The following is a 22,716-nucleotide window of genomic DNA, read 5'->3' as shown; positions in this document are numbered from 1 at the left end:
GCCCCGGGCCGGTGATGTTCATCCCTTTTCCAGGTACCGCTCCCGCTCCTCGTCGAGGAGGGCGTCGAGGGCCGTTCGGAGGCCGGGCAGGCCGGTGAGCTCCGGATCGGCGGCCACCACCGCCGCCGCCTCCTGCCTCGCCTCGGCGATGATCTCCTCGTCCTCGATGACGGCGAGGACGCGCAGGGAGGTGCGGGCGCCGGACTGGGCCTGGCCGAGGACGTCGCCCTCGCGGCGCTGTTCGAGGTCGATGCGGGAGAGCTCGAAGCCGTCGAGGGTGCCGGCGACGGCGCCCAGCCGCTGGCGGGCCGTGCTCGCCTCGGGCATCTCGGTGACCAGCAGGCACAGGCCGGGGGCGGAGCCGCGGCCGACGCGGCCGCGCAGCTGATGGAGCTGGGAGACACCGAAGCGGTCGGCGTCCATGATCACCATCGCGGTGGCGTTCGGGACGTTGACGCCGACCTCGATGACGGTCGTGGCGACCAGGACGTCGGTCTCGCCGGCGGCGAAGCGGCGCATGACGGCGTCCTTGTCGTCGGGCTGCATGCGGCCGTGCAGCACCTCGACCCTGAGTCCCTGCAGCGGTCCCTTCGCGAGCTGCTCGGCGATGTCGAGGACGGCGAGCGGCGGGCGCCTGTCGGCGTCGCCCTCCGGCGGCCCCTGCTTCTTCCCGGCGCCGTCCTCCTCGTCGCCGATGCGCGGGCAGACGACGTACGCCTGGTGGCCGTTCGACACCTCCTCGCGGACCCGCTCCCAGGCGCGGGCCAGGAAGTGCGGCTTGTCGGCGGCCGGGACGACGTGGCTGGCGATCGGGGAGCGGCCGGCCGGGAGCTGGTCCAGGACGGAGGTCTCGAGGTCGCCGAAGACGGTCATGGCGACGGTGCGCGGGATGGGCGTGGCCGTCATGACGAGCAGGTGCGGAGGCTGCTTGCCCTTGCCGCGCAGGGCGTCGCGCTGCTCGACGCCGAAGCGGTGCTGTTCGTCGACGACGACCAGGCCGAGGTCGTGGAACTGCACCTTGTCCTCGATCAGGGCGTGGGTGCCGATGACGATGCCGGCCTCGCCGGTGGCCAGGTCGAGCAGGGCGTGGCGGCGGGCGGCGGCGCCCATCGAGCCGGTGAGCAGCACGACCTTGGTGGCGTGCTCGGCGCCGCCCAGCATGCCGCCCTCGGCCAGCTCGCCCATCATCTCGACGACCGACCGGTGGTGCTGCTGGGCGAGCACCTCGGTGGGCGCCAGCATCACGGCCTGACCGCCCGCGTCGACGACGGCGAGCATGGCGCGCAGGGCCACCATGGTGTTGTGTGTGACCGTGAAGTGGTCGGTGACGTAGGCGTGACTCGGGTGGGCGACGCTGATGCACTGGACGGACTTACGCCCCACGTACTCGACCGCGCGGATCCCCCGCCGGAAGGTGTTGTACTTCGGCCGGGCACCCATTCGCTCAGCCTTGCGGGACAATCTGAAGGGCGGGTACTCGCTGGGCAACGCGATCGACACGTTGAAAGCCGCGTTCTTGGGCAGGACCCGTGCCCGGCCGCCGAGAGAACGCACGAGCCAAGCGGCATCGTCTGCAAGTCGTCGGGACGCCGAGCACAGCGACACGCTCATGCCGTCCGCGTGAACGGTCCCGTCGGTGTCCAGAAGCCCTTGCAGCAGGGCCAGGCGATTCTTGATCGTCGTGTTCTTGAACATGCCGGGAATGAACTTCCCGTGCGAGGCCACGCCCCACAAGCCCATGTCCCGAAGGGACTGGATCACAGGGTTGCGCACCCCCCCGGCACGCTGTGCGAGCTGGATCGTGTAGTCGCAGCGGGAGCCTGGCACCGGGACCAGCTTGCACTCGGGTGCGACGTTCGCCGCTGCTGCGTCCCGGATCTCGTCGTCAACGGTGGAGAGCCGGAGGTTGTGCCGGAACGAACCGTCTCCCAGGAGAAGACCGAACAGGTACGGGTCGAGGGGCAGGGCGTGGTCTCCGCCGAGATCCACCGGCGTCGCGGGCGGGAGATACCACTTGGAGGATCCGTTGGCTTGGTACGTGTCCCGTCGGATCTCCCCGGTCGTGAGGACCTTAGGAGCCTGCCCTCGGTGCCAGCCACAACTCGTGCCGACAATCCACAGGTGCTCGTCGTCGCATTCGACAGAGCTGCCGTCGGACAGCACGAGACGCCAGACCTCGCGTTCCCCTTGAGGGAAGACGCCGTCGATCCGAGCGATCTCCCCGGTCGGGACCACCACCTCGTCCCCGATTCGCAGCTCACCCATGGGCCGGAAGCCTGCAGGGGTCAGCACCAGGGAATCGAGAGGCTGGGCCTTGCCCGAGCCCACCTCGCCCTGGAGCAGCCGGTGCATCGGGTGGTCGGTGGCGAGGTCGTCGAAGATCTCCCGGGAGACCTTCTGCTGGCCGTCGGTGAGGGTGAACGGGAGGCGGTCGTCGAAGGCGCTGAGCAGGCCGTCCGGCTTCGGCCTCCGCGGGACCGCGGGCAGTTGGGTCTCGGCGTGCCGCCGGCGGGCCAGGGCGACCTGGAGGACGAAGGCCTCGTCCCACTTCAGGCGGGCGCGGGCGTCCTCGATGTCCGCCTTGGTGTGCGGGCGGTGGATCTTCAGGAGGGCCTCGGGCAGGGAGACCAGGCCGCGTCCCTCGCGCAGGGAGTCCGGCAGGGGGTCGACGGCCTCCTGCGCGCCGGGCAGGACCGTCTGGATGGCCTTGGCGAGCTTCCAGGACTCCAGCTTGGCCGTGGCCGGGTACAGCGGGATGAGCGCGCCCGCCCAGGACTCGACGGTCTCCTCGCCGTCGGTGTCGCCGCGCAGCAACTCGTATGCCGGGTGGGCCAGTTGAAGGCGGCGGTTGAACACGGAGACCTTGCCCGAGAACATCGCCCGGGTGCCCGGCAGGAGCTCCTTGTGGGGCTTGTGGACGCCGTTGCCGAAGAAGACCAGCTGGAGGCGGCCGCTGCCGTCCGTGATGGTCACCTCGAGGCGCTGTCCCTTGCCGCGCGGCGCCTTGGCGGAGGCGAAGGTGTGCAGGCGGGCGTCCGCGACCTGGGCGACCACCGTGACGTGCTCGTCCATGGGGAGGTCGGCGAGGTGGGTGAGCTGGCCGCGCTCCTCGTATCTGCGGGGGTAGTGGTGGAGGAGGTCGCCGACGGTGTGCAGGCCGAGGTGCTCGGCCATCACCTTCGCGGTGGCGGGGCCGAGCACCTTCTTCAGGGGTTCTTGCAGTGCGGGCACGAGATCCATTGCACACCACTCCACTGACATCGCCGGCCACCCCGCCGGAGCGAGGTGCGCTACTCCACGCCGATCAGGAGCGGCGCGCCCTGCCGGCCGCCCCGGTAGACGACCGTGTCGACGGCGAGGTAGGCCTCGCGGACACGGGCCTCCAGGAGTCCGGCGAGGGGCTCGGGGGCGTCGTCGCCGACGACCAGGGTGACCAGTTCGCCGCCGGCCGCGAGCATGCGGTCCAGCACGGTACTCGCGACGGCCGTGACGTCCGCACCGATCACGGCGACGTCCCCGTCGACGAGGCCGAGGACGTCGCCCGCCTGGCAGATGCCGGCCGTCGTCCAGGACCGGTGCTCGGCGACGGTGACCTCGGCGTAGCGGGTGGCCCCGGCCGCCGAGGTCATCGCCACGACGTCCTCGTCGAAGCGCCGCTCGGGTTCGTGCACGGCGAGCGCGGCGATGCCCTGCACCGCGGAGCGGGTCGGGATCAGGGCGACGCGGATGCCGTCGGCGCGGGCCTGCTCGGCCGCCGCGGCCGCGGTGTGGCGCAGCTCGGCGTCGTTGGGCAGCAGCACGACCTCGCGCGCGTGCGCCCGCCGTACGGCCTGGACGAGCTCCCCGCTCGCGGGCGGCTCCCCGGGGCGCGCGAGCACCGTGGTGGCGCCGGCCTCGGCGTACAGCCCGGCCAGGCCCTCGCCGGGCACGACGGCGACCACGGCGCGCTCGGCCCGTTCCCGCGGCGGGCGCTCGGTGCCGGTGGTGTGCACGTCGCCGGCCCCGAAGTGGGTGATCCGGATCCGGTACGGCCGTCCGGCCTCGACGCCCGCCTCCACGGCGGCGCCGGCGTCGTCGACGTGCACGTGAACGTTCCACAGCCCGTCGCCGCCGACCACGACGAGCGAGTCGCCGAGGGCGTCGAGCCGCTGCCGCAGCCGTGCCACGGCGGTGTCCTCGGCCTCCAGGAGGTAGATCACCTCGAAGGCGGGTCCGTCCCCGGGGCCGTCCGGCGCCGCGCACTCCCCGGCGGTCTCCCCGCCGGTGTGCTCCACGCGCGCGTGCGGCACGGCCACCGCTCCCGCCGCGGCTCCCGGCACCGGTGTCCGCCCGGTGAACGTCTCGACCAGGGCCGCGAGGACGGTCACCAGGCCGTGGCCCCCGGCGTCGACCACTCCGGCGCGCTCCAGGACCGGAAGCTGTCCGGGGGTCGCGGCGAGGGCCGTGCGGGCGCCCTCGTAGGCGGCGTGCGCCACGGCCGCGCAGTCGCCCTCGGCGTTCCCGGCCGCGTCGGCGGCGGCGGAGGCGACCGTGAGGACGGTGCCCTCGACCGGGTGGGCCACGGCCTGCCGCGCGGAGTCGGCCGCGTGCCGCAGGGCCAGCCGCAGGCCCGTGCCGTCGGTGTGAGCGTTCTCACCGTGCGCGCAGAGCACCTGGGCCAGGCCGCGCAGCAGCTGGGCCAGGATGGTCCCGGAGTTGCCCCGGGCCCCGATCAGCGCCCCGTGCGCCATGGCGCCGACGGCGTCCGCCAGCGTGGGTCCGCCGGCCGTCCCCGCCGGGTCCGCGGGCCGGTCCGGGTTCCGTCCGGCCGGCACCCGGCCGACCTCGTGCGCCGCGAACACGGCCTCCACGGCGGCGACGGCGGACTCGACGGTCAGATAGAGGTTCGTTCCGGTGTCCCCGTCCGCGACCGGGTAGACGTTGATCGCGTCGATCTCCTCGCGCGCCCGTCCCAGCGCGCGCAGCGACAGGCCGCACCAGGTGCGCACCGCCAGAGCGTCGAAGAACCTCTGCGGCACCTGCGCCACCTGCGCCTCCTTGAGCTGCTGGACGTGGCAGGCAGCGTAGACCCCGCGAGGGTGCCCACCGGAAGAGGGCCGGGGGCGGGCCGCTGCACCGCCGTGGTAGTTTCGTTGTGCTGGAGCAGCCGTTGTATGCTGCTCCGGTTGCCCGATCCGATCGGGCTCTCCCCCTGGCACCGCCACTCAGATCACGGACCGTTCGCGCTCGAGATCCTGTCCCGGCATGCCGGGATCAACCGTAAGTGCATCTGAAGTCTTTGGAGTGACCCGTGGCTGCCAACTGCGACGTCTGCGGCAAGGGGCCGGGCTTCGGCAACAACATCTCGCACTCGCACCGCCGTACGTCCCGTCGCTGGAACCCGAACATCCAGCGTGTGCGTACCGTGGTCGGCGGGACGCCGAAGCGCGTGAACGCTTGCACCTCGTGCATCAAGGCCGGCAAGGTCTCGCGCTGACGCTACAGCTGAGCGCGCGGCCACTGTCCGGTCCGCTGCACTGAGCCGGTCCACTTCGGTGGGCCGGCTTTTTGCCGTGCCCGGGTTTCCGGTGCGGGAAGCCCGGCCGCTGGCACGGCCCGCCTCCCGGAGGCCGGCCTGCCCGGCGGGCCGCCTCCGGCGTCACGCCGGGGCGGTGGGCCGCCCGAGCTCCCAGCCGTGGTCCACGGGGCCGATGCCGCCGCCGAGCGCGAATCCGGCCGCGATCGCGCCGGTGACGTAGGACTTCGCGGCCGTCACGGCCTCCGGCACCGACTGCCCCTTGGCCAGGCCGCAGGCGACGGCCGACGCGAGGGTGCAGCCCGTGCCGTGCGTGTGCCGGTTGTCGAGGCGCGGGGCGCGCAGCCAGTGCTCCTCGGAGCCGTCCGTGAGCAGGTCCACGGCGTCGCCGGACAGGTGGCCGCCCTTGATCAGCACCCATCGCGGGCCGTACTCCAGCACGGCCGCGGCGGCCCGGCGCAGGTCGGCGTCGGAGTCGACGCGCACCCCGGTGAGTTGCGCGACCTCGTCGAGATTGGGCGTGGCGACGGTGGCCGCCGGCAGCAGTCTGGTGCGCACGGACTCCAGAGCGGAGGCGGCGAGCAGCGCGTCGCCGTGCTTGGAGACGCCGACCGGGTCGACGACGGCCGGGGCGTCGGTGCCGGAGATCAACTCGGCGACGGTCTCGACGAGTTCGGCGGAGGAGAGCATCCCGGTCTTGACCGCCTGCACGCCGATGTCGTCCACGACGCTGCGGTACTGGGCCCGGACCGCCTCCACGGGCAGTTCCCAGGCGCCCTGCACGCCGAGGGAGTTCTGTGCGGTGACGGCGGTGAGCACGCTCATGCCGTGCGTGCCGAGGGCGAGCATCGTCTTCAGGTCGGCCTGGATGCCGGCACCGCCGCCGGAGTCGGACCCGGCCACGGTGAGGACCAGGGGGAGCCTCATGCCTCGGTCTCCCCGCCGAAGTGGTCCCAGCCGCCCTGGCTGGTCCAGGGTGCCCCGTCGACGGTCACCTGGGGCAGCGCCGAGGGGTTGAGGACCTCGCCGATCACCTTCCAGCGGGCGGGCAGCTTCACGTCGGGCGGGAAGGTGGCCACGATCGCGTGGTCCTCTCCCCCGGTGAGCACCCACTGCATCGGGTCGACGCCGACGGCCTGCCCGATGTCGTTCATCTGGGACGGGATGTCGATCTGCCCGGAGCGGACGTCGATCCTGACCTTGCTGGCCTCCGCAATGTGCCCCAGGTCCGCGATCAGGCCGTCGCTCACGTCGCACATCGCGGTGGCGCCGAGCCCCGCGGCGGCCGGGCCCGCGTGGTACGGCGGCTCGGGGCGCCGGTGGGCCTCGACGAAGGCGCGCGGCGAGCGGAAGCCGCGGGAGAGCACGGCGAACCCGGCCGCGGACCAGCCGAGCCAGCCGGTCACCGCGACGAGGTCTCCGGGCTGGGCGCCGCCCCGGGTGACGGGCTCCTGGTTGCGCAGGTCGCCGAGGGCGGTGATGGACACGGTGATGGTGTCGCCGCGCACCACGTCGCCGCCGACCACGGAGGCGCCCGCGACCTGGCACTCGTCGCGCAGTCCGTCCATCAGCTCGGTCGGCCAGGTCACCGGGAGTTCGGCCGGCACGACCAGGCCGAGCAGCAGCGCGGTGGGCACGGCGCCCATGGCGGCGATGTCGGCGAGGTTCTGCGCCGCCGCCTTGCGGCCCACGTCGTACGCGGTGGACCAGTCGCGCCGGAAGTGCCGCCCCTCGACGAGGATGTCGGTGCTGGCCACCACCCGGCGGTCGGGCGCGGCCACCACCGCGGCGTCGTCGCCCGGGCCGACCCGCACCGCCGGGGTGGAGGTGAGGCGGGAGGTGAGCTCCCTGATGAGCCCGAACTCGCCGAGCTCACCAACAGTGCCCTTCATTGCCTTGGTCCCCTTCTGTCCCTGTCCGTGCCCGGTCGCGCGCCGTCCCGGTCCTGGTTACGGTCGGAACGGCCGTCGTCACGGTCGGCGTGGCCGTCAACGTGTGTCATCACACCACCCCGGCGCGTGGGCTCGCGTCCCGCGGGTCTCCCCGCGGAGAGCGGCGACGCGGTACCGTGGCGTTCCTTTTCCCCACATGATCCTCGTGGCCGCTCTGGAGGTTTCGTGGTACAGGCGTACATCCTGATCCAGACGGAGGTCGGCAAGGCGTCGACCGTCGCCGAGACGATCAGTAAGCTCCCTGGAGTCATCCAGGCCGAGGACGTGACGGGACCTTACGACGTCATTGTCCGCGCCCAGTCCGACACCGTCGACGAACTGGGCCGCATGGTGGTGGCCAAGGTCCAGCAAGTGGACGGCATCACCCGCACCCTGACCTGCCCGGTCGTCCATCTCTAGCCCCCGTCTACGCTGGGCCGGTGAACTTCTACCGTCACCGGCGCCTCCGCCTGCCCGCTCTCGCCTTGCTGATCGCCGCCGCAGGCTGCTCCTCGGCAGACGACAGCGTGCCGGCGGCGGTTCCCAGCCCGGGCGCGAAGGTCACCGAGCTGTGCCAGAACCTGGACAGGGCGCTGCCGTCGACGGTGGACGGCCTGAACCGTGAGGATCCCGAGCCCGCCTCCGCGTTGACGGCGGGCTGGGGAAACCCGCTGATCATACTGCGCTGCGGGGTGGAACGGCCCGCGGAGATGAGCGATCCGGAGGCCGACGGCGTCGAGGTCGACGGCGTGGGCTGGCAGTTGACCAAGCGGGACGACGGAGGCTTCCGGTTCACCACGACGCTGCGTGAGGCGTACGTCGAGGTGACCATTCCCGAGGACCGGGCGGGAAGCGGGATGGCGCCGCTGGTCGATCTCGCCCCGGCAGTGAAGAAGGCGATCCCGGAGGGGATCGCCTTCTGAGGACATCCGGGTCCGCCGCGGGTCAGCGCAGGCCCGTGGACCGCCGCAGCGCCGCCTGGACCAGCCGGTCCACCAGCTCCGCGTAGCCGACGCCGGTGGCCTCCCACATCTTCGGGTACATCGAGATCGGCGTGAAGCCGGGCATCGTGTTGATCTCGTTGATCACGAACTCGCCGTCCTCGGTGAGGAAGAAGTCCGCGCGCACCAGCCCCTCGCAGGAGGCCGCGTCGAACGCCTCGACGGCCAGCCGCCGGACCTCGGCGGTCTCCTCGGGCGTCAGCGGGGCGGGCACGACGCCGGGCGTGGAGTCGATGTACTTGGCCTCGAAGTCGTAGTACGCGTGCGCCGAGGGCGGCGGGATCTCGGCGGGGACGGACGCCCGGGGGCCGTCCTCGAACTCCAGCACCCCGCACTCGATCTCGCGGCCGCGCAGGGTCGCCTCGACCAGGATCTTCGGGTCGTGGCGGCGGGCCTCCTCGATCGCCTCGTCGAGTCCGGCGAGGTCGTCGACCTTGGTGATGCCGATGGAGGAACCGGCGCGGGCGGGCTTCACGAACAGCGGCCAGCCGTGCTCGTCGGCGAAGTCCACGATCTTCCGGCGGGCGCCGGAACGGTCCTGCTCCCACTCGCGCGGCCGGATCACCACGTACGGGCCGACCTTCAGCCCGTAGGAGGTGAACACCGCCTTCATGTACTCCTTGTCCTGGCCGACGGCCGAGGCGAGCACGCCCGAGCCGACGTACGGCACGCCGGACAGCTCCAGCAGGCCCTGCAGGGTGCCGTCCTCGCCGTAGGGGCCGTGCAGCACCGGGAAGACGACGTCGACCTCGCCCAGCGCCTTGGGCACGGAGCCGGGTTCGCTGTAGACGACTTCGCGGTTGGCGGGGTCGACGGGGAGCACCACGGCGCCCTCGGTCGACTCGGCGAGCTGGTCGACGCTCGGGGTGCGCCGTTCGGTGATCGCCATGCGCTCCGGCTCGTCGGCGGTGAGCGCCCAGCGACCGTCCTGGGTGATGCCGATCGGCAGGACGTCGTACTTGGTCCGGTCGATGGCCGCGAGGACGGCGCCGGCGGTGACCACGGAGATCCCGTGTTCGGAGCTGCGCCCGCCGAACACGACGGCCACCCGCGGTTTGCGAGACGGCTGCTCGGGGCTCTGGGGGAGGTTCTCGGTGCTCATATCGCGTTGAGAGTACCCGCCCCCGGGGCCGCGAGTCAGCGTCGGCGGGGCCGCGTGGCGCGGTGTGCACCCGGGTGCCGGTCCGGCGTCGCTCAGCGTCGTTCGGGCTTCGCGCTGCGCGACATCAGCTCCTTGACCGCGACCACGGGGGACTTGCCCTCGTGCACGATGGCGACGACCGTCTCGGTGATCGGCATGTCGACGCCGTGCCGGCGGGCCAGATCCAGCACCGACTCGCAGGACTTGACGCCCTCGGCGGTCTGCTTGGTGACGGCGACCGTCTCCTCCAGGGTCATGCCCCTGCCGAGGTTGGTGCCGAAGGTGTGGTTGCGGGACAGCGGCGAGGAGCAGGTCGCCACCAGGTCGCCGAGCCCGGCGAGTCCGGAGAAGGTCAGCGGGTCGGCGCCGAGGGCGACCCCGAGCCGCGTGGTCTCGGCGAGGCCGCGCGTGATGAGCGACCCCTTGGCGTTGTCGCCGAGGCCCATGCCGTCCGCGATGCCGACGGCCAGCCCGATCACGTTCTTCACGGCGCCGCCGAGCTCGCAGCCGACGACGTCGGTGTTGGTGTACGGGCGGAAGTACGGGGTGTGGCAGGCGGTCTGGAGCCGCTGGGCGACGGCTTCGTCCGGGCAGGCGACCACGGCGGCGGCCGGCATGCGGGCGGCGATCTCCCGGGCCAGGTTGGGGCCGGTGACCACGGCGATGCGCTCGGCGCCGACCTTGGCGACGTCCTCGATGACCTCGCTCATCCGCATCGCGGAGCCGAGTTCGACGCCCTTCATCAGCGACACCAGGACGGTGCCGGGCGCCAGCAGGGGCGACCAGTCGGCGAGGTTGGCGCGCAGGGTCTGGGACGGGACCGCGAGGACGGTGAAGTCGGCGTCGCGCGCGGCCTCGGCGGCGTCGGTGGTGGCCCGCAGGTTCTCGGGGAGCTCGACACCGGGCAGGTAGTCCGGGTTGGTCCGGGTGGAGTTGACGGCGTCGGCGAGTGCGGCGCGGCGCCCCCACAGGGTCACGTCGCATCCGGCGTCGGCGAGGACCGTGCCGAAGGCGGTGCCCCACGATCCGGTGCCGAAGACGGCCGCCTTGACGGGCTTGCTCACGTTCCCTGCCCTTCTGCCTGCTTCCCCTGCGGCGTCCGCGTCGGTTCCTGCGGCGCCTGCGTCTGTGCCTGCGTCCGGCGCCGCTGCTCGATCCGCTCGCGGTGCGGGTCGTAGGGCGTCTCGGGCGCCTTCTCGCCGCGGATCTCCTCGAGCTGGCGGGTGACGGCGGCCATGATGACCTCCGTGGCCTCCTTCAGCAGCTCCGCGGTCATCTCCTTGTCGTAGAAGCGCGACAGGTCGACCGGGGGGCCCGCCAGCACGCGGTGGGTCTTGCGCGGCAGCAGGTGGGGCTTCTTCGCGTACGGAGGCAGGAGTTCGTTGCAGCCCCACTGCGCGACGGGGATCACCGGGCACTTGGTCTGCAGGGCGACGCGCGCGGCACCGGTCTTGGCGGTCATCGGCCAGCCGTCGGGGTCGCGGGTGAGGGTGCCCTCGGGGTAGAAGGCGACGCACTCGCCGCGCTCCACGGCGTCGATCGCGGCCCGGAAGGCGCTGAGCGCGTCCGTGCTCTCGCGGTAGACGGGGATCTGCCCGGTGCCGCGCATCGCGGCGCCGACGAACCCCTTCCTGAAGAGGCCGCTCTTGGCGAGGAATCGCGGCACCCGACCGGTGTTGTACTGGTAGTGCGCGTACGCGAAGGGGTCGACGTGCGAATTGTGATTCACGGCGGTGATAAATCCACCGTCGGCCGGCATGTTCTCCATTCCCCGCCAGTCCCGCTTGATCAGAACCACCAGCGGCGGTTTGCAGATCACCGCGGCGAAGCGGTACCAGAAGCCGATTCTGCGGCGGGGCACGCTGACACCTTTCCTCCAGGGCCTGGGGCCGCACAAGTGTCGCTCCGGGCCGCCCGTCTGTCGAGAACACCGTACGCCCCGGCGAGTGAACCGCCAGATCCCCCGGGTGACAATGGCGGCGACGAGAGAAGGACGGAACGCCCGTGCAGTGGACCTTGGTCGTGCCCGTGAAGACCCTCGCCCGGGCCAAGAGCAGACTGGCCGACACCGCGGACGACGGAGTGCGGCCGGATCTCGCCCTGGCGTTCGCGCAGGACACCGTGGCGGCCGCGCTGGCCTGCCCGGCGGTCGCGGATGTGGCAGTCGTCACGGACGACGTCCGGGCGGGCCGCGAGCTCGCGGGGCTGGGCGCACGGGTCGTTCCGGACGAGCCGGGCGGCGGCCTGAACGCCGCTCTGGCGCACGGAGCGGCGGTCGTACGGGCGGCACGTCCCGAAAGTCCGGTGGCCGCGCTGAATGCCGATCTTCCCGCTTTGCGAACGGAGGAATTGGCGCGGGTACTGGGTGCGGCCGCGCAATTCCGGCGGGCCTTTCTGCCGGATGCGGCGGGAATCGGCACGACCCTGCTGACCGCCGCGCCGGGCCGCGAATTGGCCCCCGCTTTCGGCCCGGATTCCCGGGCTCGCCATCACGCGTCCGGGGCGGTGGAACTGTCTCTCGACGCGGTGGATTCCGTACGGCAGGACGTCGACACGGGCGGCGACCTGCGGGCCGCGCTGTCCCTGGGCGTGGGACCGCGTACGGCCGCGGTGGCGGCGCGGTTGCTGATCGCCGGGCAGTAGGCTGCGGTCATGCAGGCGACCGCGTACACGTACGACCCCGACAGCCGCAGCGGGCAGGTACTGCTCGACGACGGCACCCCGGTGCCCTTCGACGCCGCGGCGTTCGACGCGGGGGGCCTGAGGCTGCTGCGGCCCGGGCAGCGGGTGCGCGTCGAGACCGAGGGGACGGGCGCGGACCGCCGGATCACGCTGGTGACGCTCCACACCTTCTGATCCCCGGGGACCGAGCGGTCCCGGACAGGCCGCGGGCCGGACTCCCGAGGGAGTCCGGCCCGGCGCGTGTGCCCCTGTGCCCCGTCGCCCGCTACTTCTTGCGGGCGGTGGTCTTCTTGGCGGTGGTCTTGCGGGCGGTCGACTTCTTGGCGGGGGCCTTCGTGGCCGTCGCCTTCTTCGCGGGCGCCTTCTTGGCGGTCGTCTTCTTCGCCGCGGCCGTGGTGGTCTTGGCGGCGGACTTCTTGGCCGGGGCCTTCTTCGCCGCCGTCGTCTTCGCCGCGCCCGTGGTCTTCTTGGCGGTGGTCTTCTTCGCCGCCGCGGTGGTCTTCTTCGCCGCGCCCGTGGCCTTCTTCGCCGCACCGGTCGCCTTCTTGGCGGCGGCCTTCTTGCCCGCGGCCTTGGAGATGGTGGGCGGCGGGCCGGACAGGCTGCCCTTGGGGGCCTTCTTGACCGCGATGTCGTTCTTCGGGAGCTTCTTCGAGCCGCTCACCAGGTCCTTGAAGCCCTGGCCCGCGCGGAAGCGGGGCACGGAGGTCTTCTTGACCCGAACCCTCTCGCCCGTCTGGGGGTTACGGGCGTAGCGGGCCGGACGGTCGACCTTCTCGAAGGAACCGAAGCCGGTGACCGAGACCCGGTCCCCCGCGACCACCGCACGGACGAGGGCGTCCAGGACCGCGTCGACAGCGTCGGCGGCCTGCTGCCTGCCGCCCAGCTTGTCGGCAATCGCTTCTACGAGCTGCGCCTTGTTCACGTCTTCCCCTTCGGAGACATCGCCAGAACGAATCCGTTCAAGCCTTTTCGCACGTTAGGCAGATATATACCGCAAATCAAACACGAAACGGGCTAATCACCCTTGTGCCGCAACGGACTCGGCAGCCCCGACCTGTTCAGCGTTCCTCTTCGGGGATCCGACCCTCGTCGAGGTCCGCGATGAACCCGTCCAGACGCCTTGCCGCACCGGCGAGATCGTGTTTGGCCGCGGCCGTAATGACCAGCAGCTTCCGGGTCAGCGCCATCCGTACGCCCTCCGGGACTTGCAGTGCGCGCACTCTTGTGTGCGCTTCTTTCAGCCGGACCGCGACCGCCGCATAGAGCTCGAGTTGGCCGTCGTGTTCCATGCACAGATTGTGCCATCTGGGGCGAGTTGTCGCCTGCGCAGGGGGCAACTGCCGCCCCAAACAGCCTTACGAGTACCGGCGGAGTACGCGGTTCCACTCATCATGTACCCCACCAATCACAGCCGTAACGTGGGAAGTTGAGCGTCCGGCCGACGGCTCGGAGCCCTGACCGGGCCCGGACACGGCCGTACCCCCGATCGAACCGATCGGGGGTACGGAGGGGAGCGTTGAGTGGCCGAAACTCGACCTTGCGGGCGGCCGGACCGGCCGCGGATCAGACCTGGAGGGTCTGCGGCTTGAACGACGGGCGCTTGGCCTCGTAGGCGGCGATGTCCGCCTCGTTCCGGAGGGTGATCGAGATGTCGTCCAGCCCGTTCAGCAGCCGCCAGCGCGAGTTCTCGTCCAGCTCGAAGGAGGCGGTGATGCCCTCGGCGCGCACCTCGCGGGCCTCGAGGTCGACGGTGATCTCCGTCTCGGGGTCCTTCTCCGTGAGCGCCCACAGCGCGTCCACGATCTTCTGGTCGATGACCACCGTGAGCAGGCCGTTCTTCAGCGAGTTGCCCCTGAAGATGTCGGCGAAGCGGGAGGAGATCACGGTCTTGAAGCCGTAGTTCTGCAGCGCCCACACCGCGTGCTCGCGCGAGGAGCCGGTGCCGAAGTCGGGGCCGGCGACCAGGACGGTCGCACCCTGCCGCTCGGGCTGGTTGAGGACGAACGACGGGTCCTTGCGCCAGGCCTCGAAGAGTCCGTCCTCGAACCCGTCCCGCGTCACCTTCTTGAGCCAGTGGGCGGGGATGATCTGGTCGGTGTCGACGTTGCCGCGGCGCAGCGGGACGGCCCGGCCGGTGTGCGTGGTGAATGCTTCCATGACTCTCAGACTCCAGCGGGCGTGGGGGCGTCGGCGGCGGACAGGTCGGCCGGGGAGGCCAGGTGGCCCAGTACGGCCGTCGCGGCGGCGACCTGCGGCGACACCAGGTGGGTGCGGCCGCCCTTGCCCTGCCGTCCCTCGAAGTTGCGGTTGGACGTGGACGCGGAGCGCTCGCCCGGGGCCAGCTGGTCCGGGTTCATGCCGAGGCACATCGAGCAGCCCGCGTGCCGCCACTCGGCGCCGGCCTCCTTGAAGACGACGTCCAGGCCCTCGGAAACGGCCTGCAGACCCACGCGAGCGGAGCCGGGGACGACCAGCATCCGTACGCCGTCGGCGACTTTGCGGTCCCGGACGATCTCGGCGGCGGCGCGCAGGTCCTCGATGCGGCCGTTGGTGCACGAACCTACGAAGACGGTGTCCACCTCGATGGAGCGCAGCGGCTGCCCGGCCTCCAACGCCATGTACTCCAGGGCCTTTTCGGCGGCGAGGCGCTCCGAGGCGTCCTCGTACGAAGCCGGGTCGGGGACGGCGGCGGAAAGCGGAGCGCCCTGGCCCGGGTTGGTGCCCCAGGTGACGAACGGCGACAGCTCGGCGGCCTCGACGACCACCTCGGCGTCGAACTCGGCGTCGTCGTCCGTGCGCAGCGTCCGCCAGTACTCGACCGCCGCGTCCCAGTCCGCACCCTCGGGGGCGTGCGGACGGCCCTGGAGGTAGGCGAAGGTGGTCTCGTCGGGGGCGATCATGCCCGCGCGGGCGCCTGCCTCGATCGACATGTTGCAGATGGTCATGCGGGCCTCCATCGAGAGCTTCTCGATGGCCTCGCCGCGGTACTCCAGGATGTAGCCCTGGCCGCCGCCGGTGCCGATCCTCGCGATGATCGCGAGGATCAGGTCCTTGGCCGTGACTCCGTCGGGCAGCTCACCGTTGACGGTGATCGCCATGGTCTTCGGACGGGCCATCGGCAGCGTCTGGGTGGCCAGCACGTGCTCGACCTGGGAGGTGCCGATACCGAACGCGAGGGCGCCGAAGGCACCGTGCGTGGACGTGTGCGAGTCGCCGCAGACCACGGTGGTGCCGGGCTGGGTCAGACCGAGCTGGGGGCCGACGACGTGCACGACGCCCTGCTCCACGTCGCCCAGCGGGTGCAGCCGGACGCCGAACTCGGCGCAGTTCTTGCGCAGCGTCTCCAGTTGGGCCCGGGAGACCGGGTCCGCGATGGGCTTGTCGATGTCGAGCGTCGGGGTGTTGTGGTCCTCGGTGGCGATGGTCAGGTCGAGCCGGCGCACCGGGCGGCCGCTCTTGCGGAGGCCGTCGAAGGCCTGCGGGCTGGTCACCTCGTGCAGCAGGTGCAGATCGATGAAGAGGAGGTCGGGCTCGCCCTCGGCGCGCCGGACGACGTGGTCGTCCCAGACCTTCTCCGCGAGTGTCCTACCCATCGCTTTCCCTCCGGCCGGCGACAACGCGCCGACCCAACTAGAGATCTTGAGGAGGCAGCGCCCTCACCCCTGATTCCGGGCAACCGCCGCCAGGCCCTTTCGTCACGGGCCGTTTGTGACTTCGTGCCATCCAGAGTGGCGGGTTCCACGGGAAAATGAACTTGCGTTTCACAGAGTGAGACGGGAGTATCGTTGCATGGACAACAGTAGCGGCGTCGGCGTTCTGGACAAGGCGGCCCTCGTCCTGAGCGCTCTGGAGTCCGGTCCGGCCACCCTCGCGGGGTTGGTCGCGGCGACCGGGCTGGCACGACCCACGGCCCACCGCCTGGCCGTGGCGCTGGAACACCACCGTATGGTGGCGCGCGACATGCAGGGCCGTTTCATCCTGGGCCCGCGCCTGGCCGAGCTGGCCGCGGCGGCCGGCGAGGACCGCCTCCTGGCGACGGCGGGCCCGGTGCTCACCCACCTGCGCGACGTCACGGGCGAGAGCGCCCAGCTCTACCGCCGCCAGGGCGACATGCGCATCTGCGTGGCCGCGGCCGAGCGTCTGTCGGGCCTGCGGGACACCGTCCCGGTCGGCTCCACGCTCACCATGAAGGCCGGCTCCTCGGCGCAGATCCTCATGGCCTGGGAGGAGCCCGAGCGGCTGCACCGCGGTCTGCAGGGCGCCCGGTTCACGGCGACCGCCCTGTCCGGCGTCCGCCGCCGGGGCTGGGCCCAGTCCATCGGCGAGCGGGAGCCCGGCGTCGCGTCCGTCTCCGCCCCGGTGCGCGGCCCCTCCAACCGCGTGGTGGCCGCCGTCTCGGTCTCCGGCCCCATCGAGCGCCTGACCCGCCACCCGGGCCGGATGCACGCCCAGGCCGTCATCGACGCCGCCGGCCGCCTCTCCGAGGCCCTGCGCCGCACCGGCTGACCACACCCCCACCGACACCCGACCGGGAACGGGCCCGCCTCAACGCCGCGGCAGGCCCTCCCCCGGTCTCACGCCCCCGGCCTCACGCCTCCCGCGAGGGGGCCTTCCCGGGGGCCGCCTTCTCCCGCGACCGGTACGCGTACCGGTCCCGCGCGCGCCTGCCCCGCTCCTCGAGCGGCACCTGTCCGTGGGCCGCCGCGAGCCCGAAGGCCGGCATGTCGGCGTAGATCGACTCGTACGACCCCTCGGGCACGACGTACGCCTCGTGCCACAGACCGACGTGCTGCCGCACCCTGCCCGCCCGCTCCTTGCGGTTGATGATCGCCCAGACCCGGTGGTGGAACATGTCGGGCGAGTGCGCGTACCGGTAGAGCTTCTCCTTGGACTCCCAGTACTGGACGACGTAGTACGTCCGCGGCGAGGCCGTGAGCAGGACGTGCCCCAGCAGTCCCCGGTCCGGGGCCTTCGCGAGCTTCCCGGAGCATGCGGAGCATGGCGAGGAGGACCGGCAGCCAGTGGTGGACCGCCCAGAACCGGTTGATCCTCATGCCGATGAGCAGGACGGTGACCTCTCCCTCGGCTCCGGCGGTGGTGCGACCCGCGATGACGGACTGGCCGGGCATGGCGCCTCCCCGTGTTGGTGAGCGGCACTGTCCAGTGCCGCGTGCTTGGATAGTGCCGGTATCCAGGAAAGGGCGCAAGGGATGCGACTGGCCGATCTGAGCAAGCGCAGCGGGGTCTCCACCGCGACGATCAAGTACTACCTGCGTGAGGGCCTGTTGCCGCCGGGCCGGCAGGTCAACGCGACCACGGCCGAGTACGACGAGCGGCATCTGCGCCGGCTGCGTCTGGTGCGGGCGCTGATCCAGGTGGGCAAGGTGCCGGTGGCGACCGCGCGGGAGGTGCTCGGGCACGTCGACGACGACTCCCTGGGCCGCACGATCCGGCTGGGGGCGGCCCTGTGGGCGCTGCCGCAGGACGCGGAGCCGGACGAGGAGGAACCGGCCGTGGTGGCGGCGCGGGCCGAGGTGGACCGCCTGCTGGAGATGCTGGGCTGGGAGACCGCCCGGGAACTGGCCCCCCTCTCCCCCGTGCACCGCTCGCTGGTGGTGGCGGTGGCCGCGCTGCGGCGGCTGGACTATCCGTGGGACGCGGAACTGATGGCGCCGTACGGGGAGTTGATGCACGAGGTGGCCCGGCGGGACCTGGACTTCATGGAGAGCCGGGGCTCGGAGGAGGAGAGGGTCGAGCTGGCGGTCGCCGCGGCGGTGCTCTTCCAGCCCGTGCTGCGGGCGCTGCACCGGCTGGCGCAGGAGGAGGAGTCGGCGCGGCGGTACGGCATCGAATGAACGCCGAAGGGGGCTCCCGCCTGAACGGGAGCCCCCTTGGGACTCGTACCCCCGACCGGATTCGAACCGGCGCTACCGCCTTGAGAGGGCGGCGTGCTAGGCCGCTACACAACGGGGGCGTGGACGCTGCAAGCGTTGAATACTACACCGCCGCAGGTCCGAGCTGGTCTACCTGGACTCGAACCAAGACTAACTGAACCAGAATCAGTCGTGCTGCCAATTACACCATAGACCAATGATGGTTTAGACCAGTCAGTACCCCCGACCGGATTCGAACCGGCGCTACCGCCTTGAGAGGGCGGCGTGCTAGGCCGCTACACAACGGGGGCCCTAGCGATCCTCACCCGGCGCTAGCCGAATGTTGTCACCGTGAGGTCGGCGGGAGCTACCCTGACCGTCCTCGCGAGAAGGATCTGTACCCCCGACCGGATTCGAACCGGCGCTACTGCCTTGAGAGGGCAGCGTGCTAGGCCGCTACACAACGGGGGCTTTGCGGATGGTCTCCGCGGCGCAGATGAGCTCTGCGAGCTGGCCTACCTGGACTCGAACCAAGACTAACTGAACCAGAATCAGTCGTGCTGCCAATTACACCATAGGCCACTGGAACGCAAGCCCCTGCGGGGATCTTGTTCTAGCTTTGCGCTTCCGGGTCCCGGCCTTTCGGCCCGCTCCCCGGCGGCGCAGGAAGAACATTACCCGAAGGTGGACGGGGCTCCAAAACGAGTATCGGCGCCGAGTTGCGCGGGGAGTTCGGAGAGGGACGCGATACGGCACGGTCCGACGGGCGGGTCGACGGTCGCCCGGGCGCCGCCGCGGTCGATCCAGACCGCCAGCAGCCCGGCCTCGTGGGCGCCCCGCCCGTCGATCTCGGGATGGTCGCCGACGTACGCGACCTCGTGCGGGGCGAGCGAGAGGGCCTCGCAGGCCGCCAGGAAGGCACCGGGCTCGGGTTTGGAGACGCCCAGCTCCGCGGCGCACAGGATGGCCTCGAAGCGGTCGTGCACGCCGAGGATCCGCAGCTTGCGGTCCTGGACGGTGAGGCTGGAGTTGGACAGCACGGCGTGCCGGTGGCTGGCCGCGAGGGCGTCGAGGACGGGCACGACGTCGGGGAAGAGGGACCAGGCTGCCTCGTAGTGCGTGACGTAGCGCTGGAACCAGTCGTCGGCCTCGGCGTCCGTCAGGTCCGGGCGGCCCAGGAAGACCCGGGTGCGGTCGCGTCGCTGTGTGGCGAAGTCCACCTCGCCGGCGGCGAAGCGGGCCCACTGCCGTTCGGTGATCTCCCGCCAGCGCACGAGGGCTTCCTCCGGCGACCCGTACCCGGCGAGCAGGCCCTCGGCCACCAGGTGGGCACGCATGCCCTCGCGGTCGGCGGTGGTGTAGTCGAAGAGGGTGTCGTCGACGTCCCAGACCACGGCGCGAATGCTCATGGTCCGACGGTAACGCGCGGGACCGGGCGTGTCGGGCGATCGCGCCGCGCGGGCCGGTCAGACCACGGCGTCGGAGGGGTCCGGGGCCACGAAGAAGTCGGTGACGAAGCAGGTGACCTCGCCGTCGGCGCGGCGGCCCGTCCAGGTGGGATAGGCCCCGTCGCCCCAGCCCGAGGTGAAGGCGGCCAGGGTGTGCCCGGTGCCGGGGGACGTGACGAGATGGGGCCCCTCCGACCACTCGCTGTCCTCGAAGGCGTCCCACAGCGGCCCCTCGTCCTCCTGCGCCTCGGGGAAGCCCCCGTCGGCCGAGGCGTCGTAGAAGCAGCCGGTGCCGGCGTCGACGCCGTAGCCGTAGAACTCGTCGTCGCCGAGTTCGGCCGGGTCCTGGCCGGGGCACAGGGCCAACTCCCAGGACACGGTGGGTTCGTCGCGGATGACCAGGCGTGCCGCCGCCACCCGGCGGTGGGGGCGGGCGGGCGGGGCCTCGCCGGGGCGGGACAGGGTGGCGACGGCGGCCTCGACGCGGTAGCGGCCGGGGGCGACCGTGACCGTGAAGGGCTCGATGTCCCCGGTGCCGAGGTACACGAAGGGGTCGCAGGCGATGACCCTGCCGGTGGGCAGCTCCAGCTCGCCGCCGTCGGCCACGTGGATCACGCCGGTGGTCCCGGAGGGGTGGCCGAACGTGCTGCCCGGCGTGAACAGCCAGGTGTAGTCGCGAGGGGACATCGGCATGACGGCGCGCCTTCCTGATCAAGGAACTCGGTGGATCGAACCGTAGCCGGACCCACCGACACCGGCGCCGACGGCGAAGGGGCGGCACCCGGCCGGGTGCCGCCCCTTCGCACGGGTACGGGTGTTACGCCGCGAGCCTCGCCAGCGCCGCGTCGATGCGGGCCAGCGCCTTCTCCTTGCCGAGGACCTCCAGGGACTCGAAGAGGGGCAGGCCGACCGTGCGGCCGGTGACGGCGACGCGGACGGGGGCCTGGGCCTTGCCGAGCTTGAGGCCGTGGGCCTCGCCGGCGGCCAGGACGGCCTCCTTGAGGGACTCCGGGGACGACCAGTCGGCCGCGTCCAGCTTCTCGCGCGCCGTGCCGAGCAGGGCGTCCGAGCCCTCCTTCATCGCCTTGGTCCAGGACGCCTCGTCGAAGACCGGCTCCGGCAGGAACAGGAAGTCGACGTTGTCCGTGATCTCGGAGAGGACCTTCAGGCGGGTCTGCGCGTGGGGCGCGATCGCCTGCCACTTGGCCTCGTCGAAGTCCTCGGCCGCCCAGGGGGCGACGGGGGCCTTCAGCCAGGGGCGGCAGCGCTCGGTGAAGTCCTTCACCTCGAGCATGCGGATGTGGTCGGCGTTGATCGCCTCGCACTTCTTCAGGTCGAAGCGGGCCGGGTTCGGCTGCACGTCGGAGACGTCGAAGGCGGCGATCATCTCGTCGATCGAGAAGATGTCCTGGTCGGCGGAGAGCGACCAGCCGAGCAGGGAGAGGTAGTTGAGCAGGCCCTCGGGGAGGAAGCCGCGCTCGCGGTAGAGGTTGAGGCTCGACTGCGGGTCGCGCTTGGAGAGCTTCTTGTTGCCCTCGCCCATCACGTACGGCAGGTGGCCGAAGGCCGGGATCTCCTTGGCGACGCCGATCTCGATCAGCGCCTTGTACAGGGCGACCTGGCGGGGTGTCGAGGAGAGCAGGTCCTCGCCGCGCAGGACGTGGGTGATCTCCATCAGAGCGTCGTCGACCGGGTTGACCAGCGTGTAGAGGGGCGCCCCGTTGGCCCGGACGATGCCGTAGTCCGGGACGTTCTCCGGGAGGTACGTGATCTCGCCGCGGACCAGGTCGGTGAAGGTGATGGTCTCGTCGGGCATCCGGAAGCGGACGATCGGCTCGCGGCCCTGGGCCCGGTACTCCTCGACCTGCGCGGCGCTCAGCTCGCGGCAGTGGCCGTCGTAGCCGGAGGGCTTGCCGGCGGCGCGGGCGGCCTCGCGGCGGGTGTCCAGCTCCTCCTGGGAGCAGTAGCAGTGGTAGGCGTGGCCGGCGTGCAGGAGCTGCTGGGCGACGTCCTTGTAGATGTCCATGCGCTGGGACTGGCGGTACGGCGCGTGCGGGCCGCCGACCTCGGGGCCCTCGTCCCAGTCGAAGCCCAGCCAGCGCAGCGAGTCGAGCAGCTGGTTGTACGACTCCTCGGAGTCGCGGGCCGCGTCGGTGTCCTCGATGCGGAAGACCAGCGTGCCCTGGTGGTGCTTGGCGAACGCCCAGTTGAACAGGGCGGTGCGGACCAGGCCCACGTGGGGGTTGCCAGTGGGGGAGGGACAGAATCGGACGCGTACGGGGGAGCCGGGTGCGCTAGCCACGCTTGACAACCTTGTTGGTGAGAGTGCCGATGCCTTCGATGGTGACGGCGACTTCGTCGCCGACGTTGAGGGGGCCGACTCCGGCCGGGGTGCCCGTGAGGATCACGTCGCCGGGGAGCAGCGTCATGGCCTCGGAGATGTTGACGATCAGGTCCGCGACGGAGTGGATCATCTCGCTGGTGCGGCCGAGCTGGCGCTGGGCTCCGTTGACCGTGAGCTGGATCGTCAGGTCGTCCGGGTCCAGGTCCGTCTCCACCCAGGGGCCGAGCGGGCAGGAGGAGTCGAAGCCCTTGGCGCGGGCCCACTGCTTCTCGCGGCGCTGCACGTCGCGGGCGGTGATGTCGTTGGCGCAGGTGTAGCCGAGGACGACGTCCTTGACGCGGTCGCGCGGGACCTCGCGGCACATGCGCCCGATGACGACGGCGAGCTCGGCCTCGTGGTGCAGTTCCTCGGAGAAGGGGGGGTACTGGATCGCGTCGCCGGGGCCGATGACCGAGGTGGACGGCTTGAAGAAGGCGAACGGGGCGTCGGGCACCTCGTTGCCGAGTTCGCGGGCGTGCTCCGCGTAGTTGCGGCCGAAGGCCACGACCTTGTTGGGGAGCACCGGCGGCAGCAGCCGCACCTTGCTCAGCGGCACCTTGGTGCCGGAGAGCTCGAAGTCCGCGAAGGGGATGCCCTTGATGATGTCGAGGACGAGCTCGTCCGGCTGGTCGCCCTCGACCGCGCCGAAGGCGACGTTCCCGTCGATGGAGAACCTGGCGATGCGCACGGGTTGTGTGGCCCCTTGACTGAGCTGGCGGGAGTCTGACGCTCCAGGCTA

The 22,716-nt window shown here is 71.6% G+C and carries 22 protein-coding genes, 5 tRNA genes and 1 pseudogene; 7 read left to right on the top strand and 21 right to left on the bottom strand.

From position 1 onward, the window contains the following. Positions 1 to 18 precede the first annotated feature (18 nt). Together AC0VYN_RS07315 and AC0VYN_RS07310 are read right to left on the bottom strand one after the other, a co-directional pair. Complete coding sequence (locus AC0VYN_RS07315; protein ID WP_475535263.1) at positions 19 to 3,240, bottom strand: helicase-related protein; 3,222 nt, start codon at positions 3,238 to 3,240, stop codon at positions 19 to 21. Between the two features lie 50 nt (positions 3,241 to 3,290). Continuing rightward, positions 3,291 to 5,027 (bottom strand): DAK2 domain-containing protein, encoded by a 1,737-nt coding sequence (locus AC0VYN_RS07310; RefSeq protein WP_475535262.1) that lies wholly within the window; start codon positions 5,025 to 5,027, stop codon positions 3,291 to 3,293. Between the two features lie 263 nt (positions 5,028 to 5,290). Between AC0VYN_RS07310 and rpmB the strand changes: the two genes are divergently transcribed. Then, positions 5,291 to 5,476, top strand: coding sequence for a 50S ribosomal protein L28 (rpmB, locus tag AC0VYN_RS07305; RefSeq protein ID WP_003993230.1), 186 nt, complete (start codon positions 5,291 to 5,293; stop codon positions 5,474 to 5,476). A gap of 162 nt (positions 5,477 to 5,638) precedes the next feature. Here rpmB and thiD read toward each other — a convergent pair whose 3' ends face one another. Together thiD and AC0VYN_RS07295 are read right to left on the bottom strand one after the other, a co-directional pair. Beyond that, positions 5,639 to 6,442 carry a bifunctional hydroxymethylpyrimidine kinase/phosphomethylpyrimidine kinase gene (gene thiD / locus AC0VYN_RS07300; protein ID WP_475535261.1) on the bottom strand — a complete coding sequence of 268 codons (804 nt, stop codon included), beginning with the start codon at positions 6,440 to 6,442 and terminating at the stop codon, positions 5,639 to 5,641. Then, a complete protein-coding gene (locus tag AC0VYN_RS07295) occupies positions 6,439 to 7,407 on the bottom strand; it encodes a thiamine-phosphate kinase (protein WP_385464658.1) in 969 nt (322 codons plus the stop codon). The genes thiD and AC0VYN_RS07295 overlap by 4 nt, the downstream gene beginning before the upstream one ends. A gap of 225 nt (positions 7,408 to 7,632) precedes the next feature. Here AC0VYN_RS07295 and AC0VYN_RS07290 point away from each other — a divergent pair, with 225 nt between their 5' ends. Together AC0VYN_RS07290 and AC0VYN_RS07285 are read left to right on the top strand one after the other, a co-directional pair. Continuing rightward, positions 7,633 to 7,866 (top strand): Lrp/AsnC family transcriptional regulator, encoded by a 234-nt coding sequence (locus tag AC0VYN_RS07290; protein ID WP_003973433.1) that lies wholly within the window; start codon positions 7,633 to 7,635, stop codon positions 7,864 to 7,866. A gap of 20 nt (positions 7,867 to 7,886) precedes the next feature. Continuing rightward, positions 7,887 to 8,369: a DUF3515 domain-containing protein gene (locus AC0VYN_RS07285; RefSeq protein ID WP_385464661.1), complete on the top strand. Its 483-nt coding sequence runs from the start codon at positions 7,887 to 7,889 to the stop codon at positions 8,367 to 8,369. Positions 8,370 to 8,391: 22 nt separating this feature from the next. Here AC0VYN_RS07285 and AC0VYN_RS07280 read toward each other — a convergent pair whose 3' ends face one another. From AC0VYN_RS07280 to AC0VYN_RS07270, 3 genes are all read right to left on the bottom strand, one after another. Then, on the bottom strand, positions 8,392 to 9,549 hold the full coding sequence (locus tag AC0VYN_RS07280; protein WP_475535260.1) for a D-alanine--D-alanine ligase family protein: 1,158 nt from the start codon (positions 9,547 to 9,549) through the stop codon (positions 8,392 to 8,394). A gap of 92 nt (positions 9,550 to 9,641) precedes the next feature. Continuing rightward, on the bottom strand, positions 9,642 to 10,652 hold the full coding sequence (locus AC0VYN_RS07275; protein ID WP_451690404.1) for an NAD(P)H-dependent glycerol-3-phosphate dehydrogenase: 1,011 nt from the start codon (positions 10,650 to 10,652) through the stop codon (positions 9,642 to 9,644). Continuing rightward, positions 10,649 to 11,449 (bottom strand): lysophospholipid acyltransferase family protein, encoded by an 801-nt coding sequence (locus tag AC0VYN_RS07270; RefSeq protein WP_475535259.1) that lies wholly within the window; start codon positions 11,447 to 11,449, stop codon positions 10,649 to 10,651. Before AC0VYN_RS07270 ends, AC0VYN_RS07275 begins: the two co-directional genes overlap by 4 nt. 143 nt (positions 11,450 to 11,592) lie before the next feature. Here AC0VYN_RS07270 and cofC point away from each other — a divergent pair, with 143 nt between their 5' ends. Both cofC and AC0VYN_RS07260 read left to right on the top strand, forming a co-directional pair. Continuing rightward, on the top strand, positions 11,593 to 12,231 hold the full coding sequence (cofC, locus tag AC0VYN_RS07265; protein ID WP_475535258.1) for a 2-phospho-L-lactate guanylyltransferase: 639 nt from the start codon (positions 11,593 to 11,595) through the stop codon (positions 12,229 to 12,231). A gap of 9 nt (positions 12,232 to 12,240) precedes the next feature. After that, positions 12,241 to 12,444 (top strand): hypothetical protein, encoded by a 204-nt coding sequence (locus tag AC0VYN_RS07260; RefSeq protein ID WP_225638673.1) that lies wholly within the window; start codon positions 12,241 to 12,243, stop codon positions 12,442 to 12,444. A gap of 91 nt (positions 12,445 to 12,535) precedes the next feature. Here the strand turns inward: AC0VYN_RS07260 and AC0VYN_RS07255 are convergent, their stop codons facing one another. From AC0VYN_RS07255 to leuC, 4 genes are all read right to left on the bottom strand, one after another. After that, positions 12,536 to 13,195 carry an HU family DNA-binding protein gene (locus tag AC0VYN_RS07255; RefSeq protein WP_385464677.1) on the bottom strand — a complete coding sequence of 220 codons (660 nt, stop codon included), beginning with the start codon at positions 13,193 to 13,195 and terminating at the stop codon, positions 12,536 to 12,538. Positions 13,196 to 13,331: 136 nt separating this feature from the next. Next, positions 13,332 to 13,562: an SCO5555 family protein gene (locus AC0VYN_RS07250; RefSeq protein ID WP_475535257.1), complete on the bottom strand. Its 231-nt coding sequence runs from the start codon at positions 13,560 to 13,562 to the stop codon at positions 13,332 to 13,334. A gap of 274 nt (positions 13,563 to 13,836) precedes the next feature. Next, positions 13,837 to 14,430, bottom strand: coding sequence for a 3-isopropylmalate dehydratase small subunit (gene leuD / locus AC0VYN_RS07245; RefSeq protein WP_475535256.1), 594 nt, complete (start codon positions 14,428 to 14,430; stop codon positions 13,837 to 13,839). A gap of 5 nt (positions 14,431 to 14,435) precedes the next feature. Beyond that, positions 14,436 to 15,866 carry a 3-isopropylmalate dehydratase large subunit gene (leuC, locus tag AC0VYN_RS07240; protein ID WP_475535255.1) on the bottom strand — a complete coding sequence of 477 codons (1,431 nt, stop codon included), beginning with the start codon at positions 15,864 to 15,866 and terminating at the stop codon, positions 14,436 to 14,438. Positions 15,867 to 16,062: 196 nt separating this feature from the next. On the opposite strand from leuC, the gene ndgR reads away from it, so the two are divergent. Then, entirely contained in the window at positions 16,063 to 16,779 is a 717-nt protein-coding gene (gene ndgR / locus AC0VYN_RS07235; protein ID WP_010984119.1) for an IclR family transcriptional regulator NdgR, read from the top strand. 82 nt (positions 16,780 to 16,861) lie between these two features. Here the strand turns inward: ndgR and AC0VYN_RS07230 are convergent. Continuing rightward, positions 16,862 to 17,402, bottom strand: a pseudogene (locus AC0VYN_RS07230) (DUF4188 domain-containing protein). Between the two features lie 81 nt (positions 17,403 to 17,483). Between AC0VYN_RS07230 and AC0VYN_RS07225 the strand changes: the two are divergent. Continuing rightward, entirely contained in the window at positions 17,484 to 18,128 is a 645-nt protein-coding gene (locus AC0VYN_RS07225) for a MerR family transcriptional regulator (protein ID WP_475535254.1), read from the top strand. Between the two features lie 46 nt (positions 18,129 to 18,174). Here the strand turns inward: AC0VYN_RS07225 and AC0VYN_RS07220 are convergent. The 9 genes from AC0VYN_RS07220 to AC0VYN_RS07180 all read right to left on the bottom strand — a co-directional run bounded on the left by AC0VYN_RS07220 (position 18,175) and on the right by AC0VYN_RS07180 (position 22,665). Beyond that, a tRNA-Glu gene (locus tag AC0VYN_RS07220) sits at positions 18,175 to 18,247 on the bottom strand. Positions 18,248 to 18,291: 44 nt separating this feature from the next. Further along, positions 18,292 to 18,363, bottom strand: a tRNA-Gln gene (locus tag AC0VYN_RS07215). A gap of 21 nt (positions 18,364 to 18,384) precedes the next feature. Continuing rightward, a tRNA-Glu gene (locus AC0VYN_RS07210) sits at positions 18,385 to 18,457 on the bottom strand. 87 nt (positions 18,458 to 18,544) lie between these two features. After that, a tRNA-Glu gene (locus AC0VYN_RS07205) sits at positions 18,545 to 18,617 on the bottom strand. A 39-nt stretch (positions 18,618 to 18,656) separates the two neighbouring features. Then, positions 18,657 to 18,728: transfer RNA gene (locus tag AC0VYN_RS07200), tRNA-Gln, on the bottom strand. 92 nt (positions 18,729 to 18,820) lie between these two features. Then, positions 18,821 to 19,555, bottom strand: a complete 735-nt coding sequence (locus AC0VYN_RS07195; protein WP_475535253.1) for an HAD family hydrolase — start codon at positions 19,553 to 19,555, stop codon at positions 18,821 to 18,823. A 57-nt stretch (positions 19,556 to 19,612) separates the two neighbouring features. Beyond that, the gene (locus AC0VYN_RS07190; RefSeq protein WP_475535252.1) at positions 19,613 to 20,287 is read right to left on the bottom strand and encodes a DUF4241 domain-containing protein; all 675 of its coding nucleotides are present in this window, start codon (positions 20,285 to 20,287) and stop codon (positions 19,613 to 19,615) included. 124 nt (positions 20,288 to 20,411) lie between these two features. Next, complete coding sequence (gltX, locus tag AC0VYN_RS07185) at positions 20,412 to 21,896, bottom strand: glutamate--tRNA ligase (protein ID WP_475535251.1); 1,485 nt, start codon at positions 21,894 to 21,896, stop codon at positions 20,412 to 20,414. After that, positions 21,889 to 22,665 carry a fumarylacetoacetate hydrolase family protein gene (locus tag AC0VYN_RS07180; RefSeq protein WP_475535250.1) on the bottom strand — a complete coding sequence of 259 codons (777 nt, stop codon included), beginning with the start codon at positions 22,663 to 22,665 and terminating at the stop codon, positions 21,889 to 21,891. Before AC0VYN_RS07180 ends, gltX begins: the two co-directional genes overlap by 8 nt. Positions 22,666 to 22,716 lie beyond the last annotated feature (51 nt).

The organism is Streptomyces sp. 63XJN7_1_ISO-PGPR-S23-121 (assembly GCF_056173025.1).
Note: the sequence above shows the minus strand (reverse complement) of the source record. Positions and strands in the feature narration are given on the sequence as shown.